Source organism: Rhizobium sp. 16-488-2b, assembly GCF_017741815.1.
Taxonomy (GTDB): domain Bacteria; phylum Pseudomonadota; class Alphaproteobacteria; order Rhizobiales; family Rhizobiaceae; genus Rhizobium.
Genome location: NZ_JAGHMF010000003.1, coordinates 419,842 through 439,520 on the forward strand (window position 1 = coordinate 419,842; position 19,679 = coordinate 439,520).

15 protein-coding genes are annotated in these 19,679 nt (G+C 62.0%); 8 read left to right on the forward strand and 7 right to left on the reverse strand.

Annotated features, from left to right (window positions below; genetic code table 11):
- The first annotated feature begins 27 nt into the window (after positions 1-27).
- The 3 genes from bglA (at position 28) to J5286_RS03715 (ending at position 3,323) form a co-directional block, all read left to right on the forward strand.
- The gene (bglA, locus tag J5286_RS03705; RefSeq protein WP_112942751.1) at positions 28-1,680 is read left to right on the forward strand and encodes a beta-galactosidase BglA; all 1,653 of its coding nucleotides are present in this window, start codon (positions 28-30) and stop codon (positions 1,678-1,680) included.
- A gap of 24 nt (positions 1,681-1,704) precedes the next feature.
- Positions 1,705-2,796 carry an ABC transporter ATP-binding protein gene (locus J5286_RS03710; protein WP_047508342.1) on the forward strand — a complete coding sequence of 364 codons (1,092 nt, stop codon included), beginning with the start codon at positions 1,705-1,707 and terminating at the stop codon, positions 2,794-2,796.
- A gap of 173 nt (positions 2,797-2,969) precedes the next feature.
- Positions 2,970-3,323, forward strand: a complete 354-nt coding sequence (locus J5286_RS03715) for a hypothetical protein (RefSeq protein ID WP_209215324.1) — start codon at positions 2,970-2,972, stop codon at positions 3,321-3,323.
- Positions 3,324-3,405: 82 nt separating this feature from the next.
- Here J5286_RS03715 and edd read toward each other — a convergent pair whose 3' ends face one another.
- The 5 genes from edd to J5286_RS03740 all read right to left on the reverse strand — a co-directional run bounded on the left by edd (position 3,406) and on the right by J5286_RS03740 (position 10,369).
- Positions 3,406-5,226 (reverse strand): phosphogluconate dehydratase, encoded by a 1,821-nt coding sequence (edd, locus tag J5286_RS03720; RefSeq protein WP_111561720.1) that lies wholly within the window; start codon positions 5,224-5,226, stop codon positions 3,406-3,408.
- A 77-nt stretch (positions 5,227-5,303) separates the two neighbouring features.
- A complete protein-coding gene (gene pgl, locus J5286_RS03725; protein WP_209189191.1) occupies positions 5,304-6,002 on the reverse strand; it encodes a 6-phosphogluconolactonase in 699 nt (232 codons plus the stop codon).
- An 11-nt stretch (positions 6,003-6,013) separates the two neighbouring features.
- On the reverse strand, positions 6,014-7,489 hold the full coding sequence (gene zwf, locus J5286_RS03730; protein WP_209189192.1) for a glucose-6-phosphate dehydrogenase: 1,476 nt from the start codon (positions 7,487-7,489) through the stop codon (positions 6,014-6,016).
- A gap of 134 nt (positions 7,490-7,623) precedes the next feature.
- Positions 7,624-8,922, reverse strand: coding sequence for an NAD(P)/FAD-dependent oxidoreductase (locus J5286_RS03735; protein ID WP_209189193.1), 1,299 nt, complete (start codon positions 8,920-8,922; stop codon positions 7,624-7,626).
- A 10-nt stretch (positions 8,923-8,932) separates the two neighbouring features.
- The gene (locus J5286_RS03740; RefSeq protein ID WP_018898473.1) at positions 8,933-10,369 is read right to left on the reverse strand and encodes a glutamine synthetase family protein; all 1,437 of its coding nucleotides are present in this window, start codon (positions 10,367-10,369) and stop codon (positions 8,933-8,935) included.
- Positions 10,370-10,495: 126 nt separating this feature from the next.
- On the opposite strand from J5286_RS03740, the gene J5286_RS03745 reads away from it, so the two are divergent.
- The 5 genes from J5286_RS03745 to J5286_RS03765 all read left to right on the forward strand — a co-directional run bounded on the left by J5286_RS03745 (position 10,496) and on the right by J5286_RS03765 (position 18,029).
- Positions 10,496-11,677, forward strand: a complete 1,182-nt coding sequence (locus J5286_RS03745) for a BaiN/RdsA family NAD(P)/FAD-dependent oxidoreductase (RefSeq protein WP_209189194.1) — start codon at positions 10,496-10,498, stop codon at positions 11,675-11,677.
- A 164-nt stretch (positions 11,678-11,841) separates the two neighbouring features.
- Positions 11,842-11,985, forward strand: a complete 144-nt coding sequence (locus J5286_RS03750) for a hypothetical protein (RefSeq protein WP_197067322.1) — start codon at positions 11,842-11,844, stop codon at positions 11,983-11,985.
- Positions 11,986-12,285: 300 nt separating this feature from the next.
- Positions 12,286-14,814, forward strand: a complete 2,529-nt coding sequence (locus tag J5286_RS03755) for a methyl-accepting chemotaxis protein (RefSeq protein WP_209189195.1) — start codon at positions 12,286-12,288, stop codon at positions 14,812-14,814.
- A 196-nt stretch (positions 14,815-15,010) separates the two neighbouring features.
- A complete protein-coding gene (locus J5286_RS03760) occupies positions 15,011-16,861 on the forward strand; it encodes a methyl-accepting chemotaxis protein (RefSeq protein ID WP_209189196.1) in 1,851 nt (616 codons plus the stop codon).
- Positions 16,862-17,159: 298 nt separating this feature from the next.
- Positions 17,160-18,029: a LysR family transcriptional regulator gene (locus J5286_RS03765; protein WP_209189197.1), complete on the forward strand. Its 870-nt coding sequence runs from the start codon at positions 17,160-17,162 to the stop codon at positions 18,027-18,029.
- Positions 18,030-18,061: 32 nt separating this feature from the next.
- Here J5286_RS03765 and J5286_RS03770 read toward each other — a convergent pair whose 3' ends face one another.
- The gene (locus tag J5286_RS03770) at positions 18,062-18,298 is read right to left on the reverse strand and encodes an SMc00767 family acetate metabolism repressor (protein ID WP_111561727.1); all 237 of its coding nucleotides are present in this window, start codon (positions 18,296-18,298) and stop codon (positions 18,062-18,064) included.
- A 23-nt stretch (positions 18,299-18,321) separates the two neighbouring features.
- Positions 18,322-19,611 (reverse strand): isocitrate lyase, encoded by a 1,290-nt coding sequence (aceA, locus tag J5286_RS03775; RefSeq protein ID WP_209189198.1) that lies wholly within the window; start codon positions 19,609-19,611, stop codon positions 18,322-18,324.
- Positions 19,612-19,679 lie beyond the last annotated feature (68 nt).

The window sequence follows — 19,679 nt, forward strand, 5'->3', positions numbered from 1 at the left end:
GCAAGGCAATATCCAACAGGACCACACATGAGCATGGCATCTCAATCCAACCTGACGGCGGACAAGGACTGGTGGCGCGGCGCGGTGATCTACCAGATCTACCCGCGCTCCTATCAGGACAGCAACGGCGACGGCATCGGTGATCTCAAGGGCATAACCGCGAGATTGCCGCATGTCGCGGCCCTTGGCGCCGACGCCATCTGGATCTCGCCCTTCTTCACTTCGCCCATGCGCGATTTCGGCTACGACGTCTCCGACTACGAGAACGTCGACTCGATCTTCGGCACGCTCGTCGATTTCGATTCCCTGATCGCCGAAGCCCACCGCCTCGGCATTCGCGTGATGATCGACCTCGTCATCTCGCATTCGTCGGATCAGCATCCCTGGTTCGTCGAGAGCCGTTCCAGCCGCACCAACGCCAAGGCCGACTGGTATGTCTGGAGTGACTCGAAGCCTGATGGCACCCCGCCCAACAACTGGCTGTCGATCTTCGGCGGCTCTGCCTGGGCGTGGGATCCGACCCGCATGCAATATTACATGCACAACTTCCTGACCTCGCAGCCGGATCTCAACCTGCACAATCCCGAGGTTCAGAACCGCCTGCTGGATGTCGTCCGCTTCTGGCTGAAGCGCGGCGTCGACGGCTTTCGCCTCGACACCATCAACTTCTACTTCCACGACAAGGAATTGCGCGACAATCCGGCGCTGGCGCCAGAGCGCCGCAACGCCTCGACGGCGCCTGCGGTCAATCCTTACAACTTCCAGGAACACATCTACGACAAGAACCGCCCGGAGAATATCGCCTTCCTGAAGCGCTTCCGCGCGGTGCTCGAGGAGTTCCAGGATATTGCCGCCGTCGGCGAAGTCGGCGATAGCCAGCGCGGTCTCGAGATCGTCGGCGAATACACGTCGGGCGATGACAAGATGCACATGTGCTACGCCTTCGAGTTCCTGTCGCCGGATCCGCTTTCGCCCGAGCGCATCGAAGACGTGATGAACGATTTCGCCGCCGCCGCCCCCGATGGCTGGGCCTGCTGGGCGCTCTCCAACCACGATGTCGTGCGCCATGTGACCCGCTGGGGCTCGCTCGTTGCCGATCGCGATGCCTTCGCCAAGCAATATGCGGCGATGCTGATGACCATGCGCGGCTCCGTCTGCCTTTATCAGGGTGAGGAGCTCGGCCTGACGGAAGCGGATCTCGCCTACGAGGACCTGCAGGACCCCTACGGCATCCAGTTCTGGCCGGAGTTCAAGGGCCGCGATGGCTGCCGCACGCCGATGGTCTGGGACAGCCAGGTCGCCCAGGGTGGCTTCTCGACGGTCAAGCCATGGCTGCCGGTCCCGGTCGAACATATCCTGCGCGCCGTCAGCGTTCAGCAGGGCGACGAGACCTCGGTGCTGGAGCACTATCGCCGCTTCATCGCCTTCCGCAAGCAGCACCCGGCCTTCGCCAAGGGCGAGATCAAGTTCATGGAGCCGCAGGGCGACATGCTGGTCTTCCAGCGCGAATACGGCAACGAAAAGCTGCTCTGCGTTTTCAACATGAGCGCGACCGAAGCCTTGGTCGCTCTACCTGAAGGCAACTGGCAGGCGTTGACGGGCCATGGTTTCGTCAGCAATAACTATGGCGACAAGATCGATATACCCGCCTGGGGCGCGTATTTCGCTCGGCTCGCCTAGAGACTTCTGGAGGAGGAGAACTCGATGACTGGACTGACACTCAAGGACATTCGCAAATCCTACGGTGCCGTGGACGTGCTCCATGGCATCGATCTTGATATCAAGGAGGGCGAATTCGTTGTGTTCGTCGGTCCGTCGGGCTGCGGCAAGTCCACCCTGCTGCGCATGATCGCCGGCCTGGAGAACATCACCGGCGGCGACATGTATATCGACGGCCAGCTGGTCAACGACGTCCCGCCCTCCAAGCGCGGCATCGCCATGGTGTTCCAGTCCTATGCGCTCTACCCGCATATGACCGTCTACGACAACATGGCCTTCGGCATGAAGATCGCCGGCGAGAACAAGCAGGAAATCGATCGCCGCGTGCGCGCGGCGGCCGAAAGCCTACAGCTCACCAAGTATCTCGATCGCCTGCCTAAGGCGCTGTCAGGCGGCCAGCGCCAGCGCGTCGCCATCGGTCGCGCCATCTGCCGCAACCCGAAGGTCTTCCTCTTCGACGAGCCGCTTTCGAACCTCGACGCGGCGCTGCGCGTCGCCACCCGCATCGAGATCGCCCGTCTCAACGAACAGATGGCCGACACGACCATGATCTACGTCACCCACGACCAGGTCGAGGCGATGACGCTCGCCGATCGCATCGTCGTGCTGTCCGCCGGCAATATCGAGCAGGTCGGCGCGCCGCTGGAGCTCTATGAGCGTCCGGCCAATCTCTTCGTCGCCAAGTTCATCGGCTCGCCCGCCATGAACGTTATCCCGGCCACCGTCACGGAAGCCGGCAACACGACCACCGTGACGCTCACCGGCGGCAAGTCCGTCACGCTCGATATCCCGACGGCCGCGTCCGAAAAGGGCAAGACCGCCAGCTTTGGCGTTCGCCCGGAAGACCTGCGCATCGCTGGCCCAACCGACGACTATCTGTTCGAGGGCGAAGTCTCGATCGTGGAAGCGCTCGGCGAGGTGACGCTGCTCTATATCGAGGGCCTGGTCCAGAACGAGCCGATCATCGTCAAGCTGCCCGGCATCTATGATGTGAAGCGCGGCCAGAAGATGCATTTCTCGGCCGAACGTTCGAAACTGCACCTGTTCGATGCAGAGGGGCGCACCTATCGCAAGTAAGTTGCAAATCACTCCCGGGCCGTGTGAATAATGCGGCCCGGCGCTATGCTGTTCGAACCTTCTGTTAAAGATCGCTTGGTAGTCTTTCCTCATTGCATACTTAGAGGATTACGACAGTGGCGACACCGAGCCCCCAGTCATCAGGACATTTTCTAAACAAGGAAGAATCCTTCATGTACGACCGCGAAGTGCGGTTCAAGATGGAGGACACAATGAACGCCGCGCGTCTCGAATATACCGAGAAGGGCGTCATGAACATGGCCTCGCGCCGTTGCGACATCATCCGCATTTCCAAGAGCAGCGCGGTCCTTGCGATCCTGTCGCAGTTCAACCTCCCGCGTCAGTTCTATCTCGATCTTCCCGATGCCCGCATCACCAAGATCGGCTGCATGCTGACCCGTGTTAATCCCAACAACACTGTGGAAGTTCGCTTCCTGCGCATGCTGACCGACAAGGAACTGAACAAGATCTTCGTCTACAGCACCCACCCGGCCCATCGCGACCGCGTGCTCGACATCCGCGCCTAATCGCCGATTTCTACGCCTGAAACGACAAGGCCCGCGAGACGATCTCGCGGGCCTTGTCGTTTCTATCTTGCATCGCCGCGCCTCAGTGGAACAGCACGCTGGCGCCCTTGTCGGATGCGCCGACGGCGCGGCGGAAGGGGGCGAAGAGCTCGCGGCCCATTCCGAATTCGTTGTCCGAGAGGTCGGCCACAACAGGCTTGCGGTCGGCGAGCGTCGCTGCGTCCACAAGCACCTCGAGCGTGCCGGCGATCGCATCGAGACGAATGATGTCTCCATCCATGATGCGCGCGATCGGTCCGCCGTCGACGGCCTCGGGCGTCACATGGATCGCCGCCGGAACCTTGCCCGACGCGCCGGACATGCGCCCGTCGGTCAGAAGCGCAACGCGGAAGCCGCGGTCCTGCAGCACGCCGAGCGGCGGCGTCAGCTTGTGCAGCTCCGGCATGCCGTTCGCCTTCGGCCCCTGGAAGCGGACGACGGCGATGAAGTCGCGGTTGAGCTTGCCGTCCTTGAAGGCGTCCTGAAGCTCCTGCTGGCTGTGGAAGACGATCGCCGGCGCCTCAATGACGTGGCGGTCGGCCTTTACGGCCGAGATCTTGATCACGCCCTTGCCGAGATTGCCGCGCAGCATCTTCAGGCCGCCATTGGCCTGGAACGGCGTCTCGATGTTCGCGAGTACCTTCGGATCGACGCTCTTTTCCGGGGAGGGCTCGCGCACGATGTTTCCATCCTCACCAAGGCGCGGATCGATCGTGTAGGCCTGCAGGCCGTGGCCGAACACGGTGCGCACGTCGTCGTGCACCAGGCCGTGCTTCAGCAGTTCCTTGATCAGGAAGCCCATGCCGCCGGCCGCGTGGAAATGGTTCACGTCGGCAAGCCCGTTCGGGTAGACGCGGGCAAGCAGCGGAACGACTTCGGAGAGCTCGGCGATATCCTGCCAGGTCAGCTCGATGCCGGCAGCGCGGGCCATGGCAACGAGGTGGAGCGTGTGGTTGGTCGAGCCGCCGGTAGCGTGCAGGCCGACGACGCCGTTGACGATCGAGCGCTCGTCGATCATCTCGCCCGCCGGCGTGAATTCGTTGCCCTGCGCGGTGATCGCCAGCGCCCGCTTGGTCGCCTCGCGGGTGAAGGCTTCGCGAAGCGGCGTGCCCGGATTGATGAAGGAGGAGCCGGGCATATGGAAGCCCATGATCTCCATCAGCATCTGGTTGGAGTTCGCCGTGCCGTAGAAAGTGCAGGTGCCCGGCCCATGGTAGGACTTGGACTCGGCCTCGAGCAGCTCGGCGCGGCCGACCTTGCCCTCGGCATAAAGCTGGCGCACGCGCGACTTCTCGTCGTTCGGCAGGCCCGAGGTCATCGGCCCCGCCGGCACGAAGATCGACGGCAGATGGCCGAAGGTCAGCGCGGCAATCGTCAGGCCCGGTACGATCTTGTCGCAGACGCCGAGATAGAGCGCGGCGTCGAACATGTTGTGCGACAGCCCGATACCGGCAGCCATGGCGATCAGGTCGCGCGAGAAGAGCGAGAGCTCCATGCCCGGCTGGCCCTGGGTCACGCCATCGCACATGGCCGGAACAGCGCCCGCTACCTGCGCGATGCCGCCGGCTTCCGCAGCAGCCTCGCGAATGATCGCGGGATAGGTCTCGAAGGGCTGATGCGCCGAGAGCATGTCGTTGTAGGAAGTGATGATGCCGAGATTGGAAACACGGTCGCCGGCCAGTGCATCCTTCTCGGCGGGGGAACAGACCGCGAAGCCGTGTGCCAGGTTCGCGCAGCCGAGCGAAGAGCGAACCACGCTCTTGCCCACCGCGTTTCGCAAGCGCTCGAGATAGAGTTCTCGCGACGGTTTCGACCGTTCAACGATACGGTTGGTGATGGCGGCAACGCGCGAATGAGCGGACATGGGAGATCCTTGTCGTTTGCTGGTATTCGATTGTCTGTTCGCGGCTTCAAGCCGTGTTGGCCATTAAGGCCGTCGGCTTATGGAGCCCAGTAAATGTCGACGGGCGTCGCGGCGCGGCGAAGGATTGCCCGGATCGGCATCTCCGTCTCGTCGCCGGCACCCTCGGCCTTCGCCAGAACGTCCTTCTTGCCGTCGCCTTCGATGTGAAGAACGAGCAGCCCCGCATCCTGCAGGCTGGAGAAGGTGAAAGTCAGGCGGGGTTCGCCTGCGCCGTCAGCGTCCATGGTGATGATGCCGCGCGGCGTCTTCGGGTCGAGAGCAACCGCAAGATTGCTGCCACCAGGGAAGAACGAAGCCGTGTGGCCGTCGCCGCCCATGCCGAGAATGACGACATCGAACGGATTGCCGATCGAAGCCGTGGCCGCCGTCGAGAGCTTCGCCGCTTCCTCGACTGTTGCCGCCGGCTGGTAGAGCGGCTGGAACTTTGCCGCCTTCGCCTTGTTCTGCAACAGGTTGCTGATCACGAGCAGATGGTTCGAGCGCGGATTGTCGGCGGGCACGAAACGCTCGTCGACGAGGGTGATGACCACCTTCGTCCAGTCGAGATCGCGCGTCGACAGTTCCTGGAAGAATGCCTTCGGCGTCGAGCCGCCCGAAACGGCGATCTCAGCCGTTCCCTTCTTGGCGATGGCCGTCGAAAGCGATGCAGCGACCTTGTCGGCAAGGTTGCGCGCCAGTTCGGCGGCGTTGGCAAAATTGTGCATGGTCGCTGCCATTCTCTCGATCCTTAGAGGTTGTCGTGCCAGGTGCGGCCGTCACGCTCGATAAGCGCGATCGACTGGCTCGGGCCCCAGGTGCCGGCCGTGTACCCCTGAACCTTCTGGCCGGTGGATTCCCAACCCTTAAGGATCGGGTCGACCCACTGCCACGCCGCTTCCACTTCGTCGCGGCGCATGAACAGCGTCTGGTTCGAACGGATGACGTCCATCAGCAGGCGCTCGTAGGCGTCGGGGTTACGAACCTGGAAGGAATCGGCGAAGCTCATGTCGAGCGAAACGTTGCGCAGGCGCATGCCGCCTGGGCCCGGATCCTTGATCATCAGCGACTGCTTGACGCCTTCGTCGGGCTGCAGGCGGATGATCAGCTGGTTCTGGTTGATGCGGCCGGCCGACTGGTCGAAGACCGAGTGCGGGATCGACTTGAAGGTGATGACGATCTCCGACATGCGGCCGGCAAGACGCTTGCCGGTGCGGATGTAGAAAGGAACGCCGGCCCAGCGCCAGTTGTTGATCTCAGCCTTGATGGCAACGAAGGTTTCGGTGTTGGACACGCCGCCTTCGAGCTCTTCGAGGTAACCCTTGACCGGGCCGCCCGCCGAAGCGCCGGCGCGGTACTGGCCGCGAACGGTGGTTTGCTCGACATTGGACGCGTCGATCGGCTTCAGCGCGCGCAGCACTTTCAGCTTCTCGTCGCGAACCGCTTCGGAATCCATCGAGGACGGGACTTCCATGGCAACCAGGCAGACGAGCTGCATGATGTGGTTCTGCACCATGTCGCGCAGGGCGCCGGCGGTGTCGTAGTAGCCGGCACGACCTTCGAGGCCGACGGATTCGGCAACGGTGATCTGCACGTGGTCGATATGGTTGGCGTTCCACAGCGGCTCATAGAGCGCGTTGGCAAAGCGCAGCGCCATCAGGTTCTGCACCGTCTCCTTGCCGAGATAGTGGTCGATACGGAAGATCTGCTCTTCCTTGAAGACCTTGCCGATCGTGTCGTTGAGCTGAAGAGCGGAAGCGAGGTCGCGACCGATCGGCTTCTCGACGACGATGCGGGTGGTCTTGGTGATCAGCTTGTGATCGTGGATCTTCTGCGAGATGTCGCCGAAGATGCCGGGTGCGACGGCCAGATAGAAGGCGCGCACGCGGTCCTTGCCCTCGTCGAGCAGCTTCTTCAGCTGGTCCCAGCCGGCGTCGGAGCGGGCATCTACCGGTACGTAGTAAAGACGCTCGCAGAACTTGGCGACTTCGGCCTCGTCATACTCGCCCTTCTTCAGATGCTCCTTCAGAGCGTCCTGCGCGAACTTGCGGTATTCTTCGTGGGTCAGCGCGCTTCTCGAAGCGCCGATGATGCGGGTCGGCTCGGAGAACTGGCCTTCGATCTGACGATGGTAGAGGGCCGGCAGCAACTTGCGCTCGGCAAGGTCGCCACTGCCGCCAAAGACGACGTAATCGAAAGGTTCAACGGGAATGATTTGGCTGCTCATGAGGCTATCTCTCAATCAGACTGGTTCATGGCCTCTTTAATCTAATCGATTTAAAAAAGCCAGTGTGCGCTGCAACGAATTTGTCCGGCACTGGTTTTAGATCGAAAAGCCTCGTGAGGAAATCCGCAATCTGACTAAAACTTGTCGCGCAGCGCAAACCACGAAAGCGCCAGGAAGAGCAGGGGGGCGCGCATCGCCGGGCCACCCGGGAAGGCCGGGATTTTCAGCGCCTTGAACAGTTCGAGGTCCCTGGATTTCCCGATCACAGTTTCGGCATAGAGCCGCCCGCAATAGTTCGCAAGCATCACGCCATGGCCGGAATAGCCGCCGATCGAAGTCACACCGGGCATAACCTCGCGCACAAAGGGTTGTCTCGGCATGGTAATGGCGACCGATCCGCCCCAGGCATGGGTGATCTCGACGTTATCGAGTTCGGGATAGATCTCGGCGATCTGGCGGCGGATATGCTGCGATATGTCGCGCGGATTGTCCGCCGTATAGGCCTCGCGGCCACCAAACAACAGCCGCCCGTCCTTGGATTTCCGGAAATAGCGCACGACGAAACGCGAATCGGCAACCGCCTCGCTACCCGGAATGACCGTGGATTTCTCGCCGAGCGGCACGGTGGCGCCGATGAAGGAGCGGATCGGCATGACATGGCTTGCGGTAATCGGCTCGAGATTGTCGATATAGCCGTTACAGGCAATCAGCGCCTTGTCGGCGGTGATCTGCCCGCGCGGCGTGTCGATCGTCACCTTTCCACCACCCTGGCGGATCGCCGTCGCCTTCGTCATTTCGAAGACCTGAGCGCCGGAAGCCGCAGCCGCCCGCGCCAGCCCGATCAGGAGTTTCAGCGGGTGAATATGGCCGGTGCCGGTATCGCGCACGCCGCAGAAAAAGCGCGTCGATCCTAACCGCTCCTGCGTTTCCGCTCTGTCCATGAAGGTGGCGTGCGGGTAGCCGTAGCGGGTCGCTGCGATCTCCGCATTGGCGCGAAAGTCCTTCTCGTAGCTCGCCTTGTGCGCCACGTTCATCTGACCGGGCATGAAATCGATGTCGATCTGGTGCTCGGTCGCGAAGGTGAGCAAGTGCTTCTTGGCGTCCTCGGCGAGATCGAACAGCGCCTTCGAGCGCTCGAAGCCGATCTCCTCCTCGAGCTCCTCCGGCCACGAGCGCTGCCCGGTGCCGAGCTGCCCGCCATTGCGGCCCGATGCGCCATCACCGAACCGGCAGGCCTCGATGAGGACCACCGACACGCCCATTTTGGCAAGGTGGTACGCTGCCTGCAGCCCGGTATAGCCGCCGCCGATAATGGCGACGTCGCATGTCTTCGATCCGTCGAGTTCAGGATAGGTGGGCCGCTCGCCCGCCGTTGCCTGATACCACGAAATGCCGGGCGCGATCGGGCTCTGCCATGTCTGTTCGGATGTCATGGCGCCATCCTCACACGTTGAGCAGAAGGAATTCGCGTTCCCACGGGCTGATAACCTGCATGAAGGTCTCGAACTCGCCGCGCTTGACGCCGGCATAGAGTCCGATGAACTCGCGGCCGAACACCTCCTCGAACGCCGGCTCGTCCTCCATCAGCGCGACGGCTTCAAGCAGCCCGCGCGGCAGGTCGATCGAGCCTTCATTGGCCGAATCCTCGGTCGGCGCCGTTGGTTCGATCTCCTTCATGATACCCAAGAGGCCGCAGGCGAGCGATGCCGCCAGCGCCAGATAGGGGTTGGCGTCGGAGCTAGGCAGCCGGTTCTCGACACGCCGCGCCTGCGGATCAGACACCGGCACGCGGAACGCCGTCGTGCGGTTGTCGTAACCCCAGGCGTTGTTGACGGGGCACGACATGTCCGGTGTCAGGCGGCGGTAGGAGTTGACGTAGGGGGCGAGCATGCAGAGCGCGCTCGGCACGTATTTCTGCATGCCGCCGATGAAGTGGAAGAACTCCTTCGAGGGCGAGCCGTCGGGGTTGGAAAATACGTTCTTGCCCGTGTCTTCGTGGATGACGGACTGGTGGATATGCATCGCCGATCCGGCCTGGCCCTGCATCGGCTTGGCCATGAAGGTGGCGTAGATGCCATGCTTCATCGCCGCCTCGCGGATCGTCCGCTTGAACATGAAGACCTGGTCGGCAAGCTCGATCGGGTTGCCGTGGCGAAGGTTGATCTCGAGCTGCGCCGGGCCTTCTTCGTGGATCAGCGTGTCGATCTCCAGCCCCTGCTTTTCGGAGAAGTGGTAGATGTCGTCGATCAACTCGTCGAACTCGTTGATCCCCGCGATCGAATAGCCCTGGCCGCCGAGAATGGCGCGGCCCGAGCGGCCCTTCGGCGGATGCAGCGGATAATCCGGGTCGTCGTTCTTGGCGACGAGATAGAACTCGATCTCCGGCGCCACGATCGGCTTCCAGCCGCGGTCATGATAGAGCTTCATGATCCGCTTCAAGACGTTGCGCGGCGTATAGGGGACCTCTTCTCCATCGGCGCTGACGATATCGCAGATCACCTGCGCGGTCGGGTCCGTTTCCCACGGCACGACGGAAAGCGTCGAAAGGTCGGGCACCAACTTGAGATCGCTGTCGCGCGGCTCGTAGCGGAAGCTTTCGGTTTCCTCTGGATATTCACCCGAAATCGTGTGGCGATAGATCGCGGAAGGCAGCGCCAGCGATGTGTTGGAGGTGAATTTCGAGCTCGGCATCATCTTGCCGCGCGGCACGCCGGCGAGGTCGGGCGTGATGCATTCGATGTCTTCGATCCCGCGTGCCCGCAAGAACTGCGCTGCTTCCTTCCAGGAGGCCACGCCGCGAAGATATCCAGGGTCCGGGGGAGATTTCTTCGAGGCGGGAACGTTCTTGGCAGGCTTCAGCGTCGTCTTTTTTGGGGACATGACACACCGGTTTGCGTTGATCTTGCAGCCATAATAACCGGAGTTTGGCAATTGGCGAGGGGGGACGCACGTTGACTTTCGCCTATTGATGGAAAAAGAAGACGCCTTTCGACAAAGGAAACAGCCGTGCAGCGAAGAAGCGATGTGATCGTCATAGGCGCGGGCGCCGCCGGCATGATGTGCGCCATCCGCGCCGGCCAGCGCGGCCGTTCGGTGGTCGTGCTCGATCATGCCAAGGCGCCCGGCGACAAGATCCGCATCTCCGGCGGTGGTCGCTGCAACTTCACCAATATCCACGCCTCGCCGAAGAATTTCCTCTCGGCCAATCCGCATTTCAGTAAGTCGGCGCTGGCCCGCTTCACGCCATCGGACTTCGTCGCCATGGTCGATCGCCACAAGATTGCCTGGCACGAAAAGACGCTCGGGCAGCTGTTTTGCGACGACAGCGCCAAGGACATCATCCGCATGCTGCTGGACGAGATGCAGGCGGCGGGCGCCAGGCTCGAGCTGCGCACCGAGATTGTCGCGGTCGATAAGACCGAAGACGGCTTTCGCGTCTCCACCTCCGAGGGCGAGTATCACGCAACCTCGCTGGTGATCGCTACAGGCGGCAAGTCTATCCCGAAAATGGGCGCGACCGGTTTTGCCTATCGCATCGCCGAACAATTCGGCCTGCCCCTCACCGAAACCCGCCCCGGCCTCGTGCCGCTGACGCTCGACCCGCAATTGCTCGAAAGCGTCGCACCGCTCTCGGGGATCGCCGCCCCCGCCGAACTGCGCCACGGCAAGACCGCCTTTCGCGAAGCACTGCTCTTCACCCATCGCGGCCTCAGCGGCCCGGCGATCCTGCAGATCTCGTCCTATTGGCGCGAGGGCGACGAGATCACCGTCGATATCGAACCCGACGTCGATCTTCTCGCGCATTTGAAGGCGGCAAAGCAGGCGAATGGTCGGCAGTCGGCGCAGACAGCACTCGGCGAGGTGCTTCCCAAACGCCTGGCGCAATATCTGACCGAGCGCGCCGGCGTCACCGGCAACATGGCCGACATGTCCGACAAGGTGCTGGCGCGCCTCGTCGATGCCGCGCAGAACTGGACGATCAAGCCTTCGGGCTCGGAGGGCTACCGCACGGCCGAAGTCACGCTTGGCGGCATCGACACAGCAGCACTCGATTCCCGCAGCATGCAGGCCAAGGCGGTGCCCGGCCTCCACTTCATCGGCGAGTGCGTCGACGTCACCGGTTGGCTCGGCGGCTACAATTTCCAGTGGGCCTGGGCTTCGGGTGTCGCGGCTGGTGACAGTCTATAAAGCTTATTCTTCGTAGAGATGAAACCAGTTGAAGGATTCAAGAGTTCTTAAGCAGGGTGCGCCATCCTGTCCCGATGACGTGCTTAAATTGGCTTCCTAAATAAGGCTTTACGAGCACAGTCTTTTGTTGGATTGTTGTGACATAGAGAAGTGAGGTTCTGCAGATGAACAAGAACACACGACGCGCCCGCGCCATCGCAATTGCCAAGGCCCAGCCGGATACACGGCTTGTCGCAATCCGCTACTTCGTCCTGGCCGCCAGTGCCGCCGCCGCCATCATGGCGCTCTTCCTTCCGCGAATGCTCTAAGGCACTCTCCTTCAAGACAGCGAGACTTTGCGGCGCACCGATGCGCCTGCACTATAAGCGCGCGAACGCCCGGTTTGCTGTAATATCCGGCTACCTAAGCTTATATAAAAATTAACGCATCTTCGGCAAAGCTTTAGTATGACTTATGGGCGCCTCGCGTTTTGCGTGGTGTGACAGGCAATGATTGCCGTCCGAGCATGCGCTCGCGATCCCCCATTGTTCCAAAATGTTCGATGCACTCAGCCGACGCGCAATCTCGCCGCCGGTGGGAGGAGTGGTGTATGGAAGGCCGGAACCCCCATGTTTATTGACAGGATTCTTTCCCGTTTCAGGATCAAGACCAAGGTCCTCATCTTCGTCTTGCCGTTTGTTTTAAGCATTTCAGCAGTCGGCTTCACCGGCCTTTATGCATCCGGCCTGCTTCAGGGTCGAATGGAGATCTCCAACAGCGTTCTTCAGTCGCTGAGCGGTTTCAAGGATCTCTTCGGCTCCATGGACGATTTCCTGCGTGTGACCAATGAGGAAGCGCGCGACAAGCTCTACGCCGATGTCTCCACCCAGCATGCGACGCTGAGCGCCACGCTGAAGCAGATCGGCGACAATGCCGGCCGCGCCAATCTGCAGGCCGCCACCGATGGCACCTCCGGCATCTCCGGCACCGTCGGCAAGCTCTGGACTCTGCACGAACAGGAAGTCGCCCTGCGCAAGTCGATCGACGAAGCCCAGAAGGTGATGATCTCCAGCCGTTTCAACGTCAATTATGACGCCCAGCAGCTGCAGGAAAACATTCGCAACGACGAAGGCAATGCCACCGCGACGCTGCGCGCCGCCGACCGGCTCCTGAAGGGCGGCGATGCGCTGGCAACCGTAATGACCGATTTCGGCAAGGCGCAATTGCCTGCCGACAAGCTCAAGGTGGTCACCGACGCGCTCCCGGGCATCCTGAAAGCCCAGCGCCTGATAGAGATCTCCGTTCCGCAGAACCAGAAGAGCATGACGCAGTCGCTCGCTCAGACGATCAGCGACGTGAAGACGCAGGCGACCGCCGCCGACGCCGGCACCGACGAGGCGATCGCCAATCTCGGCCGTCTCGTGTCACGCTTCCGCCAGATGTCGACCTACACCCAGCTGACGGCAACGCAGATGATGCGTGCCGCGACGACCACCTTCGTCGAGCTCGACAGCCGTATCGCCCAGACCAATTCCGTGCTGGAAGATACGCGCCGTCTCGAAAGCGCGATCTATTCGCTGCAGCTGGTGCTCGGCGAGTTCGCCGCCAAGCCGGACAAGGACAACCGCGTTCGCCTGCACCAGGAAATCGCCACCCTCGGCACCAACCTCAACACGCTGCTTGCCAGCGCCAAGGGCATGAACTTCGCCGAGGATATCGTCGCCGCCATGTCGCCGGCACTTGCCTCGATGGACAAGGATGCCGAAAGCCTTGTCGCCACCATCGAGCAGCGCGTCGCCGACTACGCTTCCGCCCGCACGCAGCTGAACGCCGTCTGGGGCGAACTCACCGCCTTTGCCGAATTGCAGAAGCAGACGGCCGGCGTCGAACGCACACAGGCCAACGGCATCTCCGTTCTCACGACCGGTCTCGGCATCCTGCTCTCGGTTGTCGGCGGCATCGCGCTCGTTCTGACCCTGCAGCGGCCGATCGGCCAGATCACGTCAGCCATGCGCCGCATCGCCGATGGCGCGCTCGATACCAGCATATCAGGTGAACAGCGCCACGACGAAATCGGCGACATGGCCCGCGCGCTTGGCATCTTCAAGGAAAACGCGATCTCCAAGATCCGCATCGAGGAGCAGAGCGACGAGGAGCGTGCCGCTTCCGAGCATGAACGCCAGCGCAACGACGCCGAAAAGCGCGAGATGGACCGCCAGATCGAGTTCGCCGTCAATGCGCTTGCATCGGGTCTCGAACGCATGTCACAGGGCGATATCTCGACCACGATCGACACGCCTTTCATCGGCCGTCTCGAACAGCTTCGCCAGGATTTCAACGGCTCGATGATGCGCCTTCAGGCAACCATGAGCCAGATCCGCGACAACGTCGAAATGATCCAGGGCAATGGCAACCAGATGGCCCAGTCGGCCGAGGATCTCGCCAAGCGCACCGAAAACCAGGCCGCCTCGCTGGAAGAGACGGCAGCCGCCGTCGACCAGATCACCGTCACCGTGCGCTCTTCCGCCGAACGCGCCAAGGAGGCCGATCAGGTCGTGCGTCAGGCCAAGCGCAGCGCCGATGATTCCGCCACCGTGGTCAACAATGCGATCGACGCGATGACCCGCATCGAGGAAGCCTCGCAGCAGATCGAGCAGATCATCGGCGTCATCGACGAGATCGCCTTCCAGACCAACCTTCTGGCGCTCAATGCCGGCATCGAGGCCGCGCGTGCTGGTGAAGCGGGCAAGGGCTTCGCCGTCGTCGCCATGGAAGTCCGCGAACTGGCGCAGCGCTCCGCCGCGGCCGCGCAGGAGATCAAGGGGCTTATCAACAAGTCGACCAACGAGGTGAATTCCGGTTCGCAGTTCGTACAGCAGACCGGTACGGTGCTGGCAAAGATCAGCACCCAGATCGTCGCCATCAGCGAGCACGTCGAAGTCATCGCCCGCGCCAGCCACGATCAGTCGGGCGCGCTGCAGGAGGTCAACACCACGGTCAACCAGATGGACCAGATGACCCAGCAGAACGCCGCGATGGTCGAGGAAACCACGGCAGCCAGCCGCGAACTCGCCAACGAAGCCGACGCTCTCCTTAGCCTCATCAGGCAGTTCAAGATCGACAGCGGCAGCCAGGACAGGGTCTACCGCGCCGCCTGATCGTGGCGACAATTTTGATGAGAACATGCGATGGCTCCGGAAACGGGGCCATTTGCATTTGCTTCAATGGACGAGTCTGCAGGAAATTACCCATGCATTCTTGCTATCACAAACATGACATTCGGCAGTTTCGTTGCGATTTATCTTAAAACTTTCCCACTAATTTCGGCCCCGATTGTTCCTCAGGGGTCTTTGTATGCTTCGCTTTTTCTCAGCGTCTATTGTTCGGCAAATCGTCGCGATTACGCTTGCTCTTCTGGTCTTTAGTACAGTGGCGATTGTTTCTGCAACTTACTACAATCTTAGCGCGTACGTCATGACCAGCGCGGTCAACGATGCCAAGGATGCCAGCCGTGCCATGGCGGTGCTCTATGCAGCCGGCGATCCGTCCGCGAAGGTCGATGTCCGTGACAACAAGCTTGTGGCCGTCAGTGAAGAGAAGCTGCCGTCGTCGCTCGGCGACCACGCCCTCGTCGATCGAACCGCGGCCTCCATCGCGGGCTACGCCACGGTGTTCGAGCGTCAAGGTGGCGATTTCGTTCGCGTGTCGACGAACGTGAAGAAGGAAAACGGTGAGCGCGCCGTGGGCACCAAGCTCGCCGTCGATCATCCGGCGCAGGCGGCCCTCGCCAAGGGCGATGCCTATTACGGCGCGGCCAATCTCTTCGGCAAGAAGTTCATGACCGGCTATTTCCCGGTCAAGAGTGTAGCGGGCACCACCGTTGGCGTGCTCTTCATCGGTATTCCGATGGAAGTCTATTACAGCAGCCTGCAGCAGCTCCTCACCCTGGTGGTCGGCGTCGGCCTCGCGGTGCTGCTGATCGTCGGCATCATCGCCTATGTCGCGATCCGCGCGACGATCCGGCCACTCGAAACGCTGACGGGCGCCATCAACACGATCTCCTCGGGTAATCTGGACACGAAGATCCCCTGCACCGAGCAAGAGAACGAGTTCGGCGCGATCGGCAAGGCGCTTGCTTTGTTCCAGGACGGCGCCCGCGCTCGTCTGACGCTGGAAACACAGGCAGCCGAACAGCGCGCGCTGAGCGATGCGGAGCGCAGCCGCAACGACGCCGAAAAGCGTACGCTCGACGATCAGATCCAGTTTGCCGTCAATCAGCTCGCCGCTGGTCTCGGCCGCCTGTCGAGCGGCGATGTGTCGGAAATGATCCACACACCCTTCGTCGGTCGGCTTGAGCAGCTGCGCGTGGATTTCAACGCCTCGCTCGAACGCCTGCAGGATACGCTCTCACGCATCCGCGACAACGCGGCGACGATCCACCGCAATTCCGGCTCCATGCTGCACTCGGCCGATGAGCTCTCCAAGCGCACCGAAGCCCAGGCTGCGAGCCTGGAGGAAACCGCTGCTGCCGTGGAAGAAATCACCGTCACCGTCCGCTCGTCTGCCGAACGCGCCCGCGAGGCAAACAGCGCCGTCATCGTCACCAAGAAGACGGCGGACAGCTCGACTGTCGTGGTCGGCGATACCGTTGCCGCGATGGATCGTATCGAAACGGCGTCCAAGCAGATCGAGCAGATCATCGAGGTGATCGACGACATCGCCTTCCAGACCAACCTCTTGGCGCTGAACGCCGGTATCGAGGCGGCACGCGCCGGTGAAGCCGGCAAGGGCTTCGCGGTCGTTGCCATGGAAGTGCGCGAGCTCGCCCAGCGCTCGGCCGATGCCGCGCGCGAGATCAAGAGCCTGATCGAAACCTCGACCCGCGAAGTCGCGGCAGGCTCCGGACTGGTCCAGAAGACCGGCTCGGTTCTGGCCTCAATCAGCAGCGAGATCATCGCGATCAGCAAGCACGTCGAAACCATTGCCACCGCCAGCGCCGACCAGTCGGCAGCCCTGCAGGAAGTCAACAGCTCCGTCAACGCGATGGATCAGATGACGCAGAAGAACGCGGCCATGGTCGAGGAGACCACCGAGCAGAGCCGCCAGCTGGCGAGCGAAGCCGATGCGCTCATGTCGCTGATACAGCAGTTCCGCATTGATGCGTCTTCTGCCCCCCAGCAGGGCCGCATGCGAAACGCGGCCTGATCGGTTCTCCATCAGCTTTGATCATCGAAGGGCTGCCCTCTGGGTGGCCCTTTTTCATGGGCAGCATGGCGAGAAGGCGAGCGGCGAAGCGCTCGAGCTTCGATTGTCCGTAGCCCTGGTAGAAGGCCTCCTCGGCCCGCGCACGATACGGGTCGGAATTCCTAGCGTTGAGTTTGGCGAGCTCGATGAAGGCTAACAGCTCGATCATGACCGTGTCCTTTCTGAATTGAAGATGGACACAGGGTATTCGCCAAAATTCGCTTCATAAACGCAAGAAATCCCACTATGTTTTTCACTCATGAAAAGCACGCAATGGGATTCATTTCAGCTCTTCCTGCAGGTCGCGCGTCTCGGCGGGCTGACGGGGGCGGCGGCTGCAAGCGGGCTGAGCCCAGCCACGATCGGTCGGCGGATGCTCGATCTCGAGCAGGAGATCGGCCGGACACTCTTTTCCCGCAGCCAGACCGGCTACCGCTTGACGCCGGATGGCCAGTCCCTGCTCGATCATCTGAAGGACATGGAGGCCGCCGCCCGCAAGGTGGATGCCTGGCGCCAGGCAAGCAGCGTCGGAGCGACGGTGCGGATCGCAGCCGGCACCTGGGTCGCCTGGCTGATGGCCGAGAACTTCGGCGCCATCCGCATGCCCGGCGACCATTTCGCGGTGTCGATGACGATAGGCGAGGCGCGCGCCAACCTGAACTACCGCGAGATCGACATCGGCATCCGCGCCTTCGAGCCGGAGGAAAACAATCTCGCCGCGCGGCTGCTGGGGGAGGTGGCCTACGCCGTCTATGCCAGGCGCAATGCCGGTGAACAGGAAGAGCGATGGCTCGCCGTTGCGGAAGAGGATGCGATCTCCAACTATCTGCGCTGGCCGCACCGCAATGCCGCAGGCGCCATCGTCGCCACCGTCAATCGCCCGCGCTCGCTGGTCGATCTCGTTCGCGCCGGCGCCGGCAAGGCGGTGCTGCCCTGCTTCGTCGGCGATCTTGATCCAGACCTGCAGCGCCTTGGCCCGGAGCTACCGGACCTGCGCCACCAGCAGTGGATCGTCATGAACAACGAAGACCGGCATCGCCAGGAGATCCGTACCGTCGCCGATCGCATGACCAAGCTGTTGAAGAGCTACCGCGATCTCTTCGCGGGAAAGCGCCCCAGCCGAAGCTGAGGCGCCGCGTTGCAGGGCGGATTGGGGGCTAGTCAGTTCCGGCCGGCAACAATGACGGGGATCAGCAAGTCACCCCAGTTTCCATCGCCGCCGTGATGGCGGGCCGAGCGGACGATCTCGACCGAAACACCTGCATCGACCGCCTTCATGACCGACTGGTTCAGCCGGTGCAGATCATTGGCGAGCATGCGGATCATGCCCTGCTGATCCGGTGTCATGCTGGTGGATTGTTCCTCTGCGCGTTCCTTGACGCGTGCGAGCGTAGGCATGGCTTTCTCCTCCTCTGATCGTGTTACTCGGCTGCTGGCTTGAACTGTGCGTGCTCGGTCGATTCTCCCATCGCCGTGGTCGAGGATCGCCCGCCGGTGATTGCCATCGACACGGCGTCGAAATAGCCGGTGCCGACTTCGCGCTGGTGCTTGGTCGCCGTGTAGCCATTCACTTCAGCGGCGAACTCCGCCTGCTGCAGCTCGGAATAGGCAGCCATCTGCCGGTTCTTGTAGCCGCGGGCGAGCTCGTACATGCCGAAGTTCAGCTGGTGGAAACCGGCCAGTGTGATGAACTGGAACTTGTAGCCCATGGCACCAAGCTCGCGCTGGAACTTGGCGATCGTCGCGTCGTCGAGGTTCTTTTTCCAGTTGAACGACGGCGAGCAGTTGTAGGCGAGCAGCTTGCCCGGATGCACCTTGTGCACACCCTCGGCAAACCGCCGCGCCTGCTCCAGATCCGGCTTCGAGGTCTCGCACCAGATCAGATCGCAATGCGGCGCGTAGGCGACGGCGCGTGCGATGCAGGGCTCCAGCCCGTTGCGCACCTGATAGAAGCCCTCGACCGTGCGGCCGGCATCGTAGTCGACGAAAGGCTGGTCGCGCTCGTCGATATCGGAGGTCAGGAGCTTGGCTGCTTCCGCATCGGTGCGGGCGATGACGAGTGTCGACACCCCCATGACGTCGGCGGCAAGGCGCGCGGCGTCGAGATTGCGGATATGGGCGGCGGTCGGGATCAGAACCTTGCCGCCGAGATGGCCGCACTTCTTTTCCGACGCCAACTGATCCTCGAAATGAACCCCCGCGACACCGGCCTCGATATAGGCCTTCATGATCTCGAAGGCGTTGAGCGGCCCGCCGAACCCGGCTTCGGCATCGGCAACGATCGGCGCGAACCATGTCTCGACCGAAAGCCCCTTGTCTTCCGAAGTCTCGATCTGGTCGGCGCGCTGCAGCGTTCTATTGATCCGCTTGGCAAGCTCCGGCCCGGCATTGGCGGGGTAGAGCGACTGATCGGGATACATCGCCGATGCCGTGTTGGAATCGGCCGCGACCTGCCAGCCCGAGAGATAGATCGCCTTCAGCCCGGCGCGGACCATCTGCATGGCCTGGTTGCCCGAAAGCGCGCCGAGCGCGTTGACGAAGTCGTCCTGATGCAGCAGTTGCCAGAGCCGGTTGGCGCCCATTTCGGCCAGCGAGTAACGAAGCTCGACCGATCCGCGCAGTCTTTTCACATCATCGGCCGAATAGGGACGCTCGATGCCGGCGAAGCGGTTGGCGGGGATATTACGGTGAAGCTTGTCAAACTCTGTCATGTCTTCCTCCTTGCATAACATCATGGCCATCTGGCTGATTGACAGGATTTACAAATCAGCAGGAAATG

Coding starts and splice junctions, on each gene's coding strand:
- zwf (WP_209189192.1), bottom strand. CDS start 7,489: ATGAGCAGCCAAATCATTCCCGTTGAACCTTTCGATTACGTCGTCTTT.
- J5286_RS03750 (WP_197067322.1), top strand. CDS start 11,842: ATGAACAAGAACACACGACGCGCCCGCGCCATCGCAATTGCCAAGGCC.
- J5286_RS03755 (WP_209189195.1), top strand. CDS start 12,286: ATGTTTATTGACAGGATTCTTTCCCGTTTCAGGATCAAGACCAAGGTC.
- J5286_RS03770 (WP_111561727.1), bottom strand. CDS start 18,298: ATGCCTACGCTCGCACGCGTCAAGGAACGCGCAGAGGAACAATCCACC.
- edd (WP_111561720.1), bottom strand. CDS start 5,226: ATGTCCGCTCATTCGCGCGTTGCCGCCATCACCAACCGTATCGTTGAA.
- J5286_RS03740 (WP_018898473.1), bottom strand. CDS start 10,369: ATGTCCCCAAAAAAGACGACGCTGAAGCCTGCCAAGAACGTTCCCGCC.
- bglA (WP_112942751.1), top strand. CDS start 28: ATGAGCATGGCATCTCAATCCAACCTGACGGCGGACAAGGACTGGTGG.
- aceA (WP_209189198.1), bottom strand. CDS start 19,611: ATGACAGAGTTTGACAAGCTTCACCGTAATATCCCCGCCAACCGCTTC.
- J5286_RS03735 (WP_209189193.1), bottom strand. CDS start 8,922: ATGACATCCGAACAGACATGGCAGAGCCCGATCGCGCCCGGCATTTCG.
- J5286_RS03765 (WP_209189197.1), top strand. CDS start 17,160: ATGAAAAGCACGCAATGGGATTCATTTCAGCTCTTCCTGCAGGTCGCG.
- J5286_RS03710 (WP_047508342.1), top strand. CDS start 1,705: ATGACTGGACTGACACTCAAGGACATTCGCAAATCCTACGGTGCCGTG.
- J5286_RS03760 (WP_209189196.1), top strand. CDS start 15,011: ATGCTTCGCTTTTTCTCAGCGTCTATTGTTCGGCAAATCGTCGCGATT.
- J5286_RS03715 (WP_209215324.1), top strand. CDS start 2,970: ATGTACGACCGCGAAGTGCGGTTCAAGATGGAGGACACAATGAACGCC.
- pgl (WP_209189191.1), bottom strand. CDS start 6,002: ATGGCAGCGACCATGCACAATTTTGCCAACGCCGCCGAACTGGCGCGC.